This window comes from Sorangium sp. So ce295 (assembly GCF_051527405.1).
GTDB lineage: Bacteria > Myxococcota_A > Polyangia > Polyangiales > Polyangiaceae > Sorangium > Sorangium cellulosum_B.
Window position 1 is genome coordinate 600944 of sequence record NZ_CP150324.1, and the last position, 15087, is coordinate 616030.

Below are 15087 nucleotides of genomic sequence, written 5' to 3' on the forward strand. Positions count from 1 at the left end.
GGGGGCGCGCGCGCCTTGGCCGAGATCCGCGCCGAGGCCCGCGCCCCCGCGGCGCCCCCGCCGCTCCGGCGCGGCCTCTTCGGACATCAAGGCTCGTCGCCTCGCTCCAGCCATGCAGGGAACCGAAGCCTCGCCTCCAGCCCGAAGCCCAGGGTCGCCCGGCGCATGCGCGCGGCCCGCTCGGGGCCCCGAGGGAGGCTCTCGCGGAGCCTGCGCAGCGCGTCGATGTAGCGGGCGAACCGAGGATCCGAGAAGAGGGCGCCGAGGTCCTCCCGGATGCGCCGTATGGTTCCAGGGCTGACGCCATGGCTGCTGAAGCTCATCGTCAGTCCGGAGGCAGAGACCACCGAAGGATTGACGAAGTTCGACACCTCCGGGCGATCCAGCGTGCAGACGAGGCGCCCGGCGCCCGCGAGCTCTCGGTGGAGGCGCCGCGAGAGCGCCTCGTCGCCCGGCACGAGGAACACGATCGCCGCCCCGGCGAGGTCGCCCTCCACGAATGCTCGCCGGTGCAGATCGAGCCGCCCCTCCCGGCTGGCTTGCTCGATGGCCCCGTCGACCTGCCCTGGAGCGACGACGGAGACGCGAGCGCCCGCCGAGAGGAGGCGCTCCACGGTGTACGGGGCGTCGCCATCCGCGCCGATGACGAGCGCCCGCTGGCCGTTGAGATCGAGCGCGATGGGAAAGAGGCGCATGGGGGTGGATCCGACAACAGAGCGTCCGCGCGACGAGTGTAGACCGACGCGTCGCCCGGCGGGCGAGGGGCGTGACGTCGAGCGAGGCCGCCGCTCAGCGGCCGGGAGACCTCTGGGGAGGAGGAGGCGGGCTGGGCGGTGGCACCGGCGGTAAAAAGGACTGCGTGCGGAAGGCGAGCATCCGGTCGGCGTTGCCGATGCGCGTCACGAACAGGCCGACGAAGGAGCCGAACAGCGAGTCGCCCGGCCCGATCGCCGTCGAGCCGGGCGGTCGGGTCACCCACCGCTTGATGCGATCGAGCATCTCGGCGCTCATGGGGTTCACCTCGACCAGCACGGCGACGAAATAGCGGCTGCCGTCGCGGACGAGCGATCGCTCCACGAGCGGCAGCCGCCGGGCCTCGGCGCAGTTGCGGAGCACGCCCTCGACGTTGATCGCGACCGTGCTCGACTGACCTCCGGCCTGGATCAGCTGGATCCGGAACACCTCATCCCAGAGGTCGTAGACGATCCGGCAGCTCTTCGCGGCGAGCGCGACAGGGTTGCCTCCGCTCTCGTGGAAGAGGTAGCCGCGCATCGTGATGACGGTGGGGAGCCCGCTGAGCAGCTTCTTCGAGATCTCGCCGTCGACGACGTCGCGGAAGCCCACGGTCAGCTGCACGATCGTCTTGTCGAGCGTCAAGCTCGCCACCCGGGTGGGCAGCGCGGCAGGCGCGCCGAGCGCCTGTTGCGCGTCCGCGTCAGCGATCTCCTTAGGCCCCGGCCCCTCCTGGGCCATCGACCAGCTCGCTCGGAGGGCGAGCGTCGCGAGCAGCGCGATCCCGAGCCAGCGCGCCGCTCCGCGGCCGAGCGCCACGAGCGCTCGCCGCGCCTCTCGGAGGTGCCAGGCGCGGCGGCCACCGCCCGCGCGCCGCGCACCGCGCACCGCGCGCTTCGGTCCGCGATGTGCATTGGAGCAGAATGAGCAGAGCGAGCAGATCGAGCAGCTCATTTCCGCTCACCGCGTCGCGCCGGGATCAGCCCCAGGAGGTTCGAGAACGCGAGCGTCACCCCGCCGACCGCGGTGTCGACCCGCAGACCGAGGTTGTAGGTGAGGTCCACGGGCACGCGGGCGAAGCCCTCGTATCCGGTCGGCGCATCGGTGAACTCGCGGCGCGTCGCGAGGCCGTACAGGCCCGCGGCGCCGAAGAGATCGACGCCGTAGATGGATCCGCGGCCGGCGTAGACCGGGATCCGGTACTCCGCCTCCAGCTTCGCGGCGAAGTCCCCGTACCGGACCTCGATGATGTCCGTGCTGAGGAAGTTCGGCGGTTGCCTCCGATCGGGCGCGAGATCGAGCAGCCGATCCGGCAGGAGGTCGGTGAGATCGCCGACGTAGAATTTCTCGAAGAAAGGCGCGTCCCCGGCTATCGCGCCGGCGAACGCCTCGACGCGGAGCACGTGCCGCAGCGGCAGGCGGAACCAGCGCTGCGCGCCGAACTCGAACTTCTGGTAGCCGTAGTCGCTGCCGAACGGCGGTACGCCCACCGTGACCGAGACCGACGCGAGCGTGCCCTGCGTCGCAAGGAAGGGCGCGTCGCGCGTGTCGTGATCGATCGCGGCGTGCAGCGACGAGAGCACCGTCTTGCCGCCCAGGATGTCGAATTCGATGGGCTCGCGGCTGTTGCCGCGCATGTGCGAGGCGACCGTGGGCACGGTCGCGTCGATCTGCTCCAGGTGGTAGTCGAGCGACAGCCGCGAGGAGGAGGAGACGTCGTGACCTGTGCCGAGCGTCGCGCCGAACCGCTTGTAGGCGACGACGGCGTAGCCCGTGACCTCGCGCTGCTCGAGCAACGGGGACTCGAAGACGACGTCCCGGTTGCCGAAGAAGTCACGGGCGTCGTTGTAGAGCACCGTCACCGTGGCCGACCAGCGGGTCCCCACGAACGCGGGGTCGACGAAGCGGGTCCTCAGCGCGAGCTGGTCGGCCGCGAGCCCGACGCCGGCGCCGAGCGTGATCCCTGTCCCGGCGAGGTTGGTCTCGGCGACCTGCACGCCGGTGAACGCGGAGAGCGGCTTCGCGTTGCCCGCGGTGTCCTCGTCGGCCGCGATGCCGAGCCAGAGGTCCTGCACGACGAACGTGTTGCGCTCGACGACGTCGATCACGAGCGTCGCGCTCCCGCGCTCGACCCCCTTGCGGAGAGAGAACCCGACCGAGGCGAAGAACCCGGTCCCGAGGAGGCGGTAGCGCGTGAGCTCGATCTCCGGATCCTCGACGTCGAGCAGGTCCCCCGCGCGGAACCTGACGTAGCGGAGGATCACGCGCGCGGCGGTCCGCACGTTGCCGCGGATCTCGATGCCGTCGAGGGTGTACCGGACGCGATGCCTCTCCTGCGCCGCGCCGGGCGACAGCGCCGCCGCGTGGGGGGGCGCGGAAGCGTGCGGCGCTCGCTCCTGCGCCGTGGCCTCTGCGCCGGCGGCCACCGCGCTTTGTCCGAGCGCACGCCTCGGGCACGTCCCCAGGAGCAACGCGCATCCGATCGCGAGGTGGGCGCGGCCGAGCGCAGGGGGCAGGGGGATGGCCCGGGAGCGTGAAGAGCTCCGGAATCGAGGTGGATTCACGGGATTCCTGCAACGCCGCCGAGGCCTCCCGAGGCGTCGGCGGCGCGCCCTTCAGCAGCGCACCCTAGCACGATCGATCGCCTCGCCGGAGGAATCGGTCGCGTCGAGATCGACCCCCGCCGCGGTGTCCTCGGCGACGGCGTCGGAGGGGACAGGGGGCGACGGCGCCCTGCAGCGGATCTGCGCCGCAGCGGTCACGCGCTGTGGCCAGCGTGCATCCCGCGGCGTCGGGGCGGGCTCGGTGTGCTCTGCCAGCACGAGAAGGTCCAGCCGGGCCGGCGTCGGCTCGATCAGGTGATCGGCCGCGGCGAGCAGCAGCGCCCGGACCTCGGTCCGGACGCTGGCCTCGCGCGCCCAGCGCGCGCCGACGCTCGCGGCGATGGCGCGGGCGAGGAGGAGCTCCGCGCGGCCGCGCACGTCCGCGGGGATCCAGTCCGCGATGAGCGGATCCGCGAGCATGGATAACGTCTTGCGCAGCGCGGTGACGCGGCGAGGGCCGAACCTATCCGGCGCGCGCTCCGCGTGGCGCGCGAGGCGCCCTGCCCTGCGGAGCGCGCGCCTCGCCGCCCTGCCGACCACTGCCCCGTGCACGGTGAGCCGTTCGCGCGGCGCATCGATGGCGCGCAGCACCGCGGCCAGCGAGACCCCGCCCGCGATCACGAGCGCGACCGTCACCGCCGTGGCCTCGAGGCCGTGCAGCTGAAAGCCGCCGGTCGCCGCGACGAAGGCGCAGGCCGACGCGAGCAAGAGCCCCAGGGAGCCCAGCGCGCCTGCGGTGTGCGAGCGGCCGCGCCAGGAGCCGCCTTCCCCGTGGAGGGTCCGCGCGTAGCCGTCCGGCGCGATGAGCCGTCCCCCGCTCGGGATGAGGCCCACCATGGCTCGCCGCGCCGCGCGCCCGAGGCCGACCTCCAGCGGGCCGAGCTCGATGCCGGGCGGCTCACGGAAGGGGCTCACCCATCCAGAATAGCCCATCCGCCGCCCTCACGGAGGGTGGGGGCCGGCGCGCAGCTGCGGCGGCGAAGCCTCGCCGTCTGCAGCCTCGCTCTCGCGGGCGCCGCCGCCATCGGGGTGATCCCGATCGGCAGCCCCGGTCGCGGTGACAGGGCTTCGTCCGTCTACAACGGGCTCTGTGGTTGCTGACAGCGCAGCGCCGCGCGGCGGATCACGAAGAGCGAGCCGCCGCCACATCGAGGCAGCGGCGCCCGGCGCATCACGGCTTGCCCGGGCTGTCCTTCTGTGCCCGCGATGCCTTCTCGACGAGGCCGCTCGTGCCCATGCGTGACGCGAGCGCCGAGAGCACCGCGCGCAGCGGGACGCCGCGCGACGCGACGCCGACCAGCAGGTGGTAGATGACGTCCGCCGCCTCGGACGCGACGCGCTCGTCGCTCTCCCCGGCGATCGCCTGGGCCAGCTCGCCGGCCTCCTCGCGGAGCTTCGCCCCGATGAGCGGCGCGCCTCCGTCGAGCAGCTTCCGGGTGTAGCTCTTCGTCGCCGACGACGCCTTGCGCGCCTCGATCTCGCGCTCGAGGGACTCGAGCAGCGCGGACGCGTCCTGCCCCTCATCGGCGGCCTCGGGCTCCTCGTCGCCGCGGGCATCGACCTGCCGGAAGAAGCAGCTCGCGCTCCCCGTGTGGCACGTCGGGCCGCGGGGCTCCGCGAGGATCAGGAGCGCGTCCCCGTCGCAGTCGGCGTGGATGCTCGTCACCGCCAGCGTGTTGCCGCTCGTCGCCCCCTTTTCCCAGAGCTCGCCGCGCGAGCGGCTGAAGAAGGTGGCGCGCCCCGTCTCGAGCGTCCTGGCGAGCGACTCCCGCGTCATGTACGCGAGCATCCGGACCTGCCCGGTCAGCCGATCCTGCACGACGGCCGGTACGAGCTTGCCCTCTCCGAATGCGATCTTCACGTTCTATGCCTCTCCGGTGGTGTCGGGCGCCTCGGCAGCGCCGGTTTCGCGGGCCGTCGCCCGGCCTTCGTCCTTTGCGCTGCCGCGCCTGGCCCGCGACGGCGCGTCGCCGGCCTTCGCCGGCGCGCTCCGCTTCTTTCTCGGCGTGTCGCCCTCGTCCTCGTCGTCCTGGTCCTCGTCGTCGTCGCCATCTGCTTGCTTGTCGGCGGCCGCGGCGGGGCTCTCCGGGAGGCTGAGCGCCATCGCCTGCTCCGGGTGGTCCAGGGCGGCCTTGTGATAGACCGCGAACGCGATCGACGCGGCGAGCCCGGTCGCCAGCGCGACGGCCTGGGAGGTCGAGTACTGGAGGGTCGCGGAGGCGGCGAACGTCTCGGGCCTGAGGGCCAGGTACAGGGCGACCGCGGGGACGAAGGAGAGCACCTGCGTCACCTTGCGCACCACGTTGTCGCGGAGGAGGTGGGAGAACCCGATCGTGTACCCCACGGCGAAGATCACGAGGCCGGCCGGGAGCAACACGTGCTCCGGGAGCGACGGCGGGATCGAGCCCCGCTCGGCGTCGTCGCGGAGGAGCTCGAGCAGGTAGCGGCAGACGCCGTAGGAGAACGTGAAGATGAGGAAGATCTCGCCACGGAACTTCTGCCGGCGGCGCGCGAGGAGGAGGAGCGTGAGCAGCCCTGCGCCGACGAGCGCCTCGTAGATCTGCGTCGGGTGCACGGCGAGCGACGCCTCGGAGCTCGGATCCAGCCCGCGCTCCTTGACGTGCTGCACCCACGCCGGGGACCCGCTGCCGTGGTCCAGCGTGCCCTCGGCCCAGCGCGGGAACGTGCCGAGCTTCTTCAGCCAGGCGGGCGCCGTCTCGCCGAGCGGCCGGCCGAAGTCGCAGCCGAAGAGGTAACACCCGATGCGCGTGATCATCAGGCCCGAGGCGAGGCTCGGGACGGCGACGTCGGCCCAGGGGAGCAGCGGGATGCGATGGGAGCGCAGGAACAGGTACGAGCCCAGGAAGCCGCCCAGGAAGCCGCCGTACGCCACCAGTCCGCCGCGGCGGATGTCGAACATCGCGCCGAACGAGTCGAACTCGTCGAGGTTCGTGAGGATGTAGAGCACGCGCGACCCGACGACCGCGGCGAGAGCGGTGACGACGTAGCAGTTGGCCATCGTCTCCTTCGGCAGGCCGTCGCGCTCCGCGAGCCCGAGCGTCAGGTACCAGCCGACGACGAGCGAGAGCCCGAGCATGACACCGTAGCTGTAGATGGGCAGCGGACCCAGGGTGTAGGTCTGCTCCTTGACCTGAGAGGCGATCGCGGCGAGCGCGACGCCTGCGATGCCCGCGGCCGTCGCGCCCGGCTTGTTCTTCGCGATGAGCAGCCCGATCGCGCCCGCGAAAGCGACGCCCGCAGCGATCAGGAAGACCCAGAGCAGGGGCACGGTCCAGGCGGGCAGCGGGACGCGGAACAGGATGGGATGCATGGCGCCTCTCCTTACGCCTGGGCTTGGGGACCATCAAGCATCGTCTCTCGCGCATGACGCAGCGAGCCAAAGCGTTCGCTGACGCTGGTCCAACCGCGCCGGGCGATCTCGATGTGCCCGGGCCGTCAGCGCAGCGTGATGTTCTCCCCACCCTGTCGTCGGCGCCCGCGAAGCGGCTCTCGAAGTCCGCGCGCGCCGCTGCTAGCATCGATTCCGTGCTCTCTGGCCGTGCCACCGTCGGGGTCTTCGCAGTGCCTGGACTGCTCGTGAGCGCGGCGTGTGTTCCCGAAGGGCCGGCCACCGGGGATGTGAGGGCGCGGCCAGCCGGGACGGTCGCGCCGTCGGTCTCCTTGCCGACCGCGGGCGCCGCTCCGGGAGCGCAGGGGACGGGCGTGTTCGAGGACGACTTCAACCGGCCGGCGCTCGGCCCCGACTGGAACGCCTTGAGCTCCAAGTGGGCCATCGACGAGGGGCAGCTCTGCGTGCGCGCCGCGAGGAACCGCGGCGTGTGGTTGAAGCGGCCGCTGCCGGAGAACGCCCGGATCGAGTTCGACGCCATCGCCGAGGCCCCAGACGGCGATATCAAGGCCGAGCTCTGGGGTGACGGCCGGAGCGGGGCGACGGCGGCGAGCTACACGAACGCGACGAGCTACCTCGTGATCCTCGGAGGATGGAAGAACACGAAGCACGTGCTCGCGCGCCTCGACGAGCACAGCGCCGAACGGCTGGAGATCGACGTGGATCCGGACAGCGACGACGACCGCGCGCGGCCGGTTGCGCCGGGGCAACCGTATCGCTTCCGGATAGAGCGCCGTGACGGCAGGACCCTCTCCTGGTCGGTGAACGACGTCGAGTATCTGGAGCTCAGCGACCCTGCTCCGCTCTCCGGTCCAGGGCACGAGCACATGGGCTTCAACGCATGGGATGCGCCGGTCTGCTTCGACAACCTGCGCATCACGCCCCTCTAGCCGCGATGGAATCGGGTGAGGTCGAGCGGGAGCTCGAGGAGCTGGAGACGCGCATCGAGCGGCTGCGCGCGCTCTACGAGCAGTATTTCATGGGGATCGAACGGCTGGAGCCGCTCATCCCGCGCAAGGACGTCGAGCGTCGCATCTGGGTGATGCGGCGGGAGCAGATCAGGAACACCGGGCTCCGGTTCAAGTTCCAGATGCTGATCCAGCGCTACAACACGTTCCAGCAGTACTGGGGCCGCATCTCGCGCGAGATCGAGAACGGCACGTACCGTCGCGACGTCATCCGCGCAGCGAAGCGGGTCGGAGCGAAGGAAGCGCTCACGATCGTCGGCCGCAAGCGGGCAGAGCGCTACGGGGAGCTCGCCGAGCAGCAGGAGGCAGCGCGCGAGCCGGTCCACCGCGCCGATGACAGCGGCGATCACGAGGAGATCGACGTCGACGACGAGGCGGTCACGCTGGCGCCCCCGCCTCTGCCCGCCGCGTCGCTTTTGGGAAAGCGATCGCTGGCCGCGCTGGCCGCCGAGGAGGCCGCGCCTCGCGCCGCGGCCGCGCCGCTGACCGCACTGGAGGCGTCGAGCGCGGCGCCCGCGATCTCGCCGGTGCGCCCCGCGCTCGCGCCGCCTGCCATGCCGCAGGCCGCCGCGGTCGTGAAGCCCGCGCCGCTCGGAGGGCTGCCCCGGGGGCTCGGCCTGACCAGGCCCCAGCAGAAGCCGGCGGAGAGCAAGCCGGCAGAGGCGAAGCCGGCCGAGGCCGCCCCAGCGGGCGCGAAGTCGCCGGCGCGCCCTGCCGTCGACAAGGCTCAGCCTGCGGCGGGCGCGAACAGCCGTCAGCGGCTCGCCGAGCTCGCGGCGGAGATGCGCGCTCAGCGCACCAAGACCGGCGACGCGTCGAAGGCCGCGGCTGGGCCTCCAGACGTGTTGACCGACGTCGCGTCCGAGCCTCCGCCTGCTCCGAAGCGACCGCCGCCACCGAGCCCCGTCAAGCCTTCTCCTGGCGCTCCGGCCGAAGCCCCAGCGGTCGCTGCCGCCGCCGCGGCGGGCGAAGCGAAGGGCACCGGAGCAAGGCGGCAGGAGCGCGTCCACTCGGAGCGCCCGCCGTCGGCCCGGCGCCGTCGCTCCACCGCGCCGCCTGCCGCGGAGACCGGCGCGGCCAGCGGCGCTCGGCATACGGCGCCGCGGACGCCGTCGCGCCCCCCGGAGGCCGCGCGCGCCGGCGTCGACGCCGCGGTGCGCGCGCGACCCGCGCCCCCGCAGCGATCTGCTGCGCGCGACGACGAGCTCCCGGAGCAGCGGCTGCGTCAGATCTACGCGAAGTACGTCGAGACGAAGCGCGCCGCGCGTGAGTCGACGGCCGGCGTCACCTACGAGCGCCTGGCCGAGAGCCTCCGCGCGCAGGCCGCGAAGCTGCGTGCGACGAACCCGGCCAAGTCCGTCGACTACGATGTCGTCGTCAAGGACGGCAAGACCCTGCTGAAGCCGATCCTCAAGTAGCCGAAGATCGGCTGGCGGCAGGGCGGACGGGACGTCCCAAGGCAGGGATCGACGCGGGACCGACGCTCGGCGAACGTGAGGAGCATGAGCGCTCCGAGCTACGCTCGGTTCGTCGAGACGCTCCCGAGGGCGCTCGCCTCGTCATACGGTCGGGCTGGGCGGGTGAGGATGTTCCGGCGGATCAGTGGTGCGCGACGCGGCGCCAAAGCTGCGGCAGTCGCTGGACCCGCGGAGGTACTCCGGCGTCGTCCTCGACGAAGAGGATCGCACACGCCGTGCGGTCGGCCTCGCGCATCCTCGCGCATAAGTCGGCGAGGTCATCGTCGGCGTCCACAACGTCGGCTTCGGCCGGCTGGGAACAGCCTTGAACGTATTTGACATTGTCAAGGGCGATCCATCGCCCAGCGAACTCTTTAGATCGACATATGTCGCGCCAGCTCATTCGAGGCGCGACCAAACGAATCTTACTGCCCATTTCCCGTGAGCGACCTTCTCCCCCGTGTTCCAAAGTCAAGCGCCGACCAAACAAAGCCAGGGCGCGGCGTGCACTGAACTTTCAGAACTGTCGGGGCAGGATCTAGCACCGGTCAAAATCGGGCGTCAAGGCAAGCCTGGAACAGCCCGGACCCGCTGAGTGTTGTGCCCGATCCGGCCCGCCTCCTTCATCGACATTGCGCTGGCAGCTGGGACATCGCCTCGCCCGCCCCGATCCGCGCGGCGGCCAAGGCGTGGGACTTCGCCGCGCACCCCTTGGACGCGACCGCCCGCTTGGCGCTCGCGCTGATGGCCGCCCTCGCCTCGGCCTTCTTGGGGCCATCGCACGACGCGAAGCGCTTCACTGCGAGATCCGTGTTGCCGCCGTTCGCCAGGTTGATCGCGGCCCTGCACTCCTGCTCCGCCTTCTCGTTGCCAGGCGGCGGGGCCTTGGGCCCGGTGGTCGCGGTCGGGGTCGTCGGGGTCGTCGTGTTCTTCGGGGTGTCCGGAGCCGTCTTGTCCGGGCCGGTGGGCTCGGGCGGGGGAGGCTCCGGGGTGGCGGTGGGCGTGCTCGTGGGCGTGCCCACGGGATCCGACGCCACGGTGACCGACGGCGCGCCCGTGGGCAGCGGGATCGCGGTCGACGTGCTCTCCTCCGTCGTGCTCCCGCCGCTCCCCTTCGTCATCATGACGATGCCCACGACGCCGAGCACCGCGACGGCCGCGACCGCGGCGAGGATCGGAGCTGCCTTGCTCTTCTGCGGCGCCGGCGGCGGCGCGGGGAACACCTGGCCGCTGCCCGTGGGCACGGCCGGGTGCGCCGGAACGACAGCCTGATCCATGACCGTCGGGGCCTGATGGGCCTGATGGTTGACGACGGTCCTCACCGGTCCCGATCCCGTGGGCGGCCCCGCGACGAACAGCGGCTCCCCGAGCTGCGTCTGACCCGAGCGCGACGGCATCAGCGCCGTCCCGCTGGTCGGCGCGTCGCTCCCGACGAGGGTGCGCGGCGCCGCCGCGAGCACCGAGAGGCGAGCGCCCGCGCCGATCGTGAGATCCTCGTAGAACTCCCGCGCCGACTGCTGCCGGTCCTCGCGCCTCTTGCTGAGGGCCCTCATGACGGCCGCCTTCATCTTCGGCGGGGCCGCGGCGCCCATCGGCACCGCCTCGAACGGGAATGGCTGGGCCGTCATGTGCTGAGTCGCCCATGCCCACGGCGTGTCGGCGTCGAACGGCAGGCGCCCGGTGAGCATCTCGTAGGTCAGCACGCCGAGCGAGTAGATGTCGCTCCGCGCGTCGAGCTCGGTCCCCGTGAACTGCTCGGGGCTCATGTACGGCGGGGTGCCGAGCACCGTCCCCTGCTGGGTCAGCTTCTGCTCGGCCTTGGCGCTGCGCTCGTCGCGCTTCGCGATGCCGAAGTCGAGGACCTTGACGTAGTCCTCCTCGCCGGCGCGCTTGGTCAGGAAGATGTTGGCGGGCTTCAGGTCGCGATGGACGATCCCCTTCTCATGGGCCTCCTGGAGCGACCCGCACGTCTGCGCGATGATGCGATCGACGCGCTCGGGAGAGAGCGCGCCGCCCCGCTCGAGCGCCGTCTCCAGCGACTGCCCGTTGAGGAGCTCCATCGCGATGTAGAGCTCCCCGGTGTTCGTCTGCCCGAAGTCGTAGACCTTGATGGTGTTCGGGTGCTCGAGCTCGCTGACCGTGCCGCACTCCCGCATGAAGCGCGCGACCACCTGCGGATCCTTCGCGTGCTGCGAGAGGAGCGTCTTGATGGCGACCTTCCGCACCGACGTCCCCATCGGCTGCTCGCCGTTGTAGACGCGGCCCATCCCGCCCTCGCCGAGCACGCCCATGATGCGGAACCGGCCGCCGACGATGGCGCCGATGAGCGGGTCTGCTTCCACCGGCGCGACAGGGAGGAGCGCGCCGCACGTGGCGCAGAAGCGCGCCCCATCGATGTTTGGCTGATGGCAAGCGGGACATTCCATGCGATCGAACCTCTACCCCCGAAGCATGACGGAACGCGATCGTCGCCTCGGGCCGCTCCGCGGCGCGCCCGGGCGAGCGTGCGCCGGGCAGGATCGCAGCAGCCGCGAGCGGAGCGCAAGGGACCTCTCGCTCGCACGAGGCGCCGCCGACGCGCGCCCTCGTCGCCCTCGTCGTCCCCGTCGTCCCCGTCTTCGCCCCCTCGTTCTCGCTCCACGTTCGCTTGCGTTCGCGCTCACGCAGCTGCTCGCCCGAGCCGCGTCGTCGCTGCGCGCGGCGTTCGGCGCGGGGCACGTGGCCCAGGCGACCCCCGCGCGCGCCTCGCCGCGGCGCTCCGCGCGCTGCGGGATCGTTCTATTCGACGCCCGCCGACGTCCGCACTTGAAAACCGGGAGCGCTCGAGCGAGATCGGCGCCGTCGGAGGACGCCGGTGCTCTGGACCGCCCAGCTCGACCACGCGGCCAGACCGCGCTCTCGCAGCCGATTCCAGCGAAACGGACGAAAACGATGCACACCGCTTGACACGTCTCTTGCAGGGGGCTAAGAGCCTCCTCCCTTCGCGGGACTCGTCTACCTTCGGAGCGACGTGAGCGGCACCAACAGCTTCACCTCGCTGCGGTCCAGCCCGGTCGGCACACTCCGAACCGCGCAGGCAGGCGGTCCAGCAGGGCCGGGAGTTGATTGCTCGCACAGAAGTGATCGGTCTTGGGACATTTCGCTAGGTCAGCACGCACGTTTCCCGGAGCCCGGGGACGAGCAGCGGGTGGATGCCGCTGGCGTAGCTCAATCGGTAGAGCACCTGCCTTGTAAGCAGGGGGTTAGGGGTTCAAGTCCCCTCGTCAGCTCCGATGCAAGGCAACAGATTGGCGGTTCGGGAGGTCAGGGCAGAGACAAAATCGGCAAGATCCGATAAATAGAGAAAATCTGGAGGGTTGCCCGAGCGGCCAAAGGGAGCAGACTGTAAATCTGCCGGCAATGCCTACGATGGTTCGAATCCATCACCCTCCACCGGAGCGTCCTTTCGCTCCGAAAGCGGTTCGACCAGGATATAGATCCGCCGGGATCACTCTCGACGGAAGCCCGCGGGCGTAGCTCAGTTGGTAGAGCGTCAGCCTTCCAAGCTGAACGTCGCCGGTTCGAACCCGGTCGCCCGCTCCGTGGTCGGTCGTTTGCCCACCTAGCTCAGTTGGCAGAGCACGTCCTTGGTAAGGACGAGGTCGTCGGTTCAATCCCGATGGTGGGCTCCAGCCAGGACAGCGAAACGCAGCCGCGAACTTCATTTCGGCAGGAGACATCTCGATGGCCAAGGAGAAATTCACTCGTACGAAGCCGCACGTGAACGTGGGCACCATCGGCCACATCGACCACGGCAAGACCACGCTCACGGCGGCGCTCGTCAAGGTGCAGTCGAAGCGCAACCTGGCGAAGGCGATCTCGTACGCCGACATCGCGAAGGGCGGGACGGTCCGTGACGAGACCAAGACGGTGACCATCGCGGCGGCGCACGTCGAGTACGAGTCGGCGAACCGCCACTACGCGCACGTCGACTGCCCCGGGCACGCCGACTACATCAAGAACATGATCACCGGCGCGGCGCAGATGGACGGGGCGATCCTCGTCGTGTCGTCGCTCGACAGCGTGATGCCGCAGACGCGCGAGCACGTGCTGCTCGCCCGGCAGGTCGGCCTGAACCACATCGTCGTGTTCCTCAACAAGTGCGACGCGGTGGACGACCCGGAGATGCTCGACCTTGTCGAGATGGAGGTCCGCGAGCTCCTGTCGAAGTACAAGTTCGACGGGGACAACGCGCCGGTGGTCCGCGGCGCGTCGCTGCCCGCGCTTCAGGGCGACCCGAAGTGGGAGGAGACGATCCAGCAGCTCCTCAGCGCGCTCGACAGCTACATCCCCGAGCCGGTGCGCGACATCGACAAGCCGTTCCTGATGGCGATCGAGGACGTGTTCTCGATCAAGGGTCGCGGCACGGTGGCCACGGGCCGCATCGAGCGCGGCGTGATCAAGGTCGGCGACGAGGTGCAGATCATCGGCTTCAAGGACACGAAGAAGTCGGTCGTGACCGGCGTCGAGATGTTCCGCAAGCTGCTCGATCAGGGGCAGGCGGGCGACAACGTCGGGTGTCTGCTCCGCGGCGTGGAGAAGGAAGAGATCGAGCGCGGCCAGGTGCTTGCGAAGCCCGGGTCGATCACGCCGCACACGAAGTTCACCGGTGAGGTGTACGTCCTCAAGAAGGAAGAGGGCGGGCGCCACACGCCGTTCTTCACCAACTACCGGCCGCAGTTCTACATCCGGACGACGGACGTGACCGGCACGGTGAACCTCCCCGAGGGGGTGAAGATGGTGATGCCGGGCGACAACATCACGATGACGATCGAGCTCATCGCCCCGGTCGCGCTGGAGGAGCAGATGCGCTTCGCCATCCGCGAGGGCGGCAAGACGGTGGGCGCCGGCGTCGTCACCAAGATCCTCGCGTAGGAGGCCGACGTGGGCGAGCAGGCCGGTGGGTGGCGTGCGGCGCGCATCGCCGTCTCACTGGCCTGCAGCGAGTGCAAGTCGCGGAACTACAAGACCACGAAGGCACCGGACCAGGTGGTGTCGCTCAAGAAGTTCTGCAAGCAGTGCAAGAAGCACACGGTTCACGACGAGACGAAGTGAACGAGTGCTCAGGAAGGCGCAGCGATTCTAGGGGTATAGCTCAGTTGGTAGAGCAGCGGATTCCAAATCCGCAGGTCGGGAGTTCGAGCCTCTCTGCCCCTGCCGGGGGATGTGGGCGCCTCAGGGCCGCCCCTGGATCCTCACCGAGCAGGCCTTTGTCTGCCGCGGTTCGGCGCGTTTGGTGTTGTTATGGCGAAGGGTCAAAAAGACAAGCCGCCGACGAAGGTCGCGGAGGACGAGGAGCCGGAAGAATCCGGACCGAGCTCGCCTGCCGAGGACTCGTCCCTCGTGGCGCAGAGCGAGGGGACGGGGGCTGCTGACGCGAAGGACGCCGAGGCGCCGCGTGCCGATGAATCGAACGACGCCGATGAGGCCGAGGACGAGGAGGTCGCGGCCACTCAGCTCGGCTCGGAGCGCTATGTGCTCGCCGGCTTCTTCGCCGCGGGAATGCTGCTCGCCTACCTGCTCGGCAAGGTCGTCCATGGCGTCTGGGCGACCCTCGCCAACAAGGACTGGTTCAGCCGGGCGCTGCCGGCGCTCTCCGCGGTGGGTGACGACGACAAGACGACGTACGGCATGATCGTCGGCGGCGTCGTCGCGCTGGTCGTCGTGTTGCGCGCGTTCCGCAACGCCGAGCTTCGCGCCTGGAGCGACGAGGTCGCCGCCGAGCTGGCGAAGGTGAAGTGGCCGACCAAGAAAGAGGTGACGAATGCGACGTTCGTCGTCATCGCGACGACCACCGTGGCGACCCTCTACCTGGCGCTGCTCGACCGCTTCTGGGCATTCGTGACCAACATCGTTTACGGCGATGGAAGCTGAAGCAG

Annotated in this window: 12 protein-coding genes and 5 tRNA genes; 10 read left to right on the forward strand and 7 right to left on the reverse strand. The window is 70.5% G+C overall.

What is annotated here, in order from left to right; all coding sequences use genetic code 11:
- Window positions 1–86: 86 nt before the first annotated feature.
- From WMF11_RS02240 to WMF11_RS02265, 6 genes are all read right to left on the reverse strand, one after another.
- Window positions 87–695 (reverse strand): precorrin-2 dehydrogenase/sirohydrochlorin ferrochelatase family protein, encoded by a 609-nt coding sequence (locus WMF11_RS02240; protein WP_437976266.1) that lies wholly within the window; start codon window positions 693–695, stop codon window positions 87–89.
- A gap of 94 nt (window positions 696–789) precedes the next feature.
- Complete coding sequence (locus WMF11_RS02245; protein ID WP_437976267.1) at window positions 790–1551, reverse strand: hypothetical protein; 762 nt, start codon at window positions 1549–1551, stop codon at window positions 790–792.
- Between the two features lie 131 nt (window positions 1552–1682).
- On the reverse strand, window positions 1683–3158 hold the full coding sequence (locus WMF11_RS02250) for a BamA/TamA family outer membrane protein (RefSeq protein ID WP_437976268.1): 1476 nt from the start codon (window positions 3156–3158) through the stop codon (window positions 1683–1685).
- Between the two features lie 189 nt (window positions 3159–3347).
- Window positions 3348–4250 (reverse strand): hypothetical protein, encoded by a 903-nt coding sequence (locus WMF11_RS02255; protein WP_437976269.1) that lies wholly within the window; start codon window positions 4248–4250, stop codon window positions 3348–3350.
- Between the two features lie 256 nt (window positions 4251–4506).
- The gene (hisIE, locus tag WMF11_RS02260) at window positions 4507–5196 is read right to left on the reverse strand and encodes a bifunctional phosphoribosyl-AMP cyclohydrolase/phosphoribosyl-ATP diphosphatase HisIE (RefSeq protein ID WP_437976270.1); all 690 of its coding nucleotides are present in this window, start codon (window positions 5194–5196) and stop codon (window positions 4507–4509) included.
- Window positions 5197–5199: 3 nt separating this feature from the next.
- Complete coding sequence (locus WMF11_RS02265; protein ID WP_437976271.1) at window positions 5200–6666, reverse strand: prolipoprotein diacylglyceryl transferase; 1467 nt, start codon at window positions 6664–6666, stop codon at window positions 5200–5202.
- A gap of 215 nt (window positions 6667–6881) precedes the next feature.
- Here WMF11_RS02265 and WMF11_RS02270 point away from each other — a divergent pair, with 215 nt between their 5' ends.
- Window positions 6882–7634, forward strand: a complete 753-nt coding sequence (locus tag WMF11_RS02270; protein ID WP_437976272.1) for a hypothetical protein — start codon at window positions 6882–6884, stop codon at window positions 7632–7634.
- A gap of 5 nt (window positions 7635–7639) precedes the next feature.
- The gene (locus WMF11_RS02275) at window positions 7640–9130 is read left to right on the forward strand and encodes an MXAN_5187 C-terminal domain-containing protein (protein WP_437976273.1); all 1491 of its coding nucleotides are present in this window, start codon (window positions 7640–7642) and stop codon (window positions 9128–9130) included.
- A gap of 662 nt (window positions 9131–9792) precedes the next feature.
- Here WMF11_RS02275 and WMF11_RS02280 read toward each other — a convergent pair.
- Window positions 9793–11595, reverse strand: a complete 1803-nt coding sequence (locus WMF11_RS02280; RefSeq protein WP_437549099.1) for a serine/threonine-protein kinase — start codon at window positions 11593–11595, stop codon at window positions 9793–9795.
- A 770-nt stretch (window positions 11596–12365) separates the two neighbouring features.
- Here WMF11_RS02280 and WMF11_RS02285 point away from each other — a divergent pair.
- The 8 genes from WMF11_RS02285 (at window position 12366) to secE (ending at window position 15082) form a co-directional block, all read left to right on the forward strand.
- Window positions 12366–12438 (forward strand) — tRNA-Thr (locus tag WMF11_RS02285).
- 81 nt (window positions 12439–12519) lie between these two features.
- Window positions 12520–12601 (forward strand) — tRNA-Tyr (locus WMF11_RS02290).
- A gap of 74 nt (window positions 12602–12675) precedes the next feature.
- Window positions 12676–12748: transfer RNA gene (locus WMF11_RS02295), tRNA-Gly, on the forward strand.
- 16 nt (window positions 12749–12764) lie between these two features.
- Window positions 12765–12840, forward strand: a tRNA-Thr gene (locus WMF11_RS02300).
- 52 nt (window positions 12841–12892) lie between these two features.
- Window positions 12893–14083 (forward strand): elongation factor Tu, encoded by a 1191-nt coding sequence (gene tuf / locus WMF11_RS02305; protein WP_012233037.1) that lies wholly within the window; start codon window positions 12893–12895, stop codon window positions 14081–14083.
- A gap of 9 nt (window positions 14084–14092) precedes the next feature.
- Window positions 14093–14263: a 50S ribosomal protein L33 gene (gene rpmG, locus WMF11_RS02310; RefSeq protein WP_437531315.1), complete on the forward strand. Its 171-nt coding sequence runs from the start codon at window positions 14093–14095 to the stop codon at window positions 14261–14263.
- Window positions 14264–14292: 29 nt separating this feature from the next.
- Window positions 14293–14365: transfer RNA gene (locus tag WMF11_RS02315), tRNA-Trp, on the forward strand.
- An 87-nt stretch (window positions 14366–14452) separates the two neighbouring features.
- A complete protein-coding gene (gene secE, locus WMF11_RS02320; protein ID WP_437549101.1) occupies window positions 14453–15082 on the forward strand; it encodes a preprotein translocase subunit SecE in 630 nt (209 codons plus the stop codon).
- The last annotated feature ends 5 nt before the right edge of the window (window positions 15083–15087 follow it).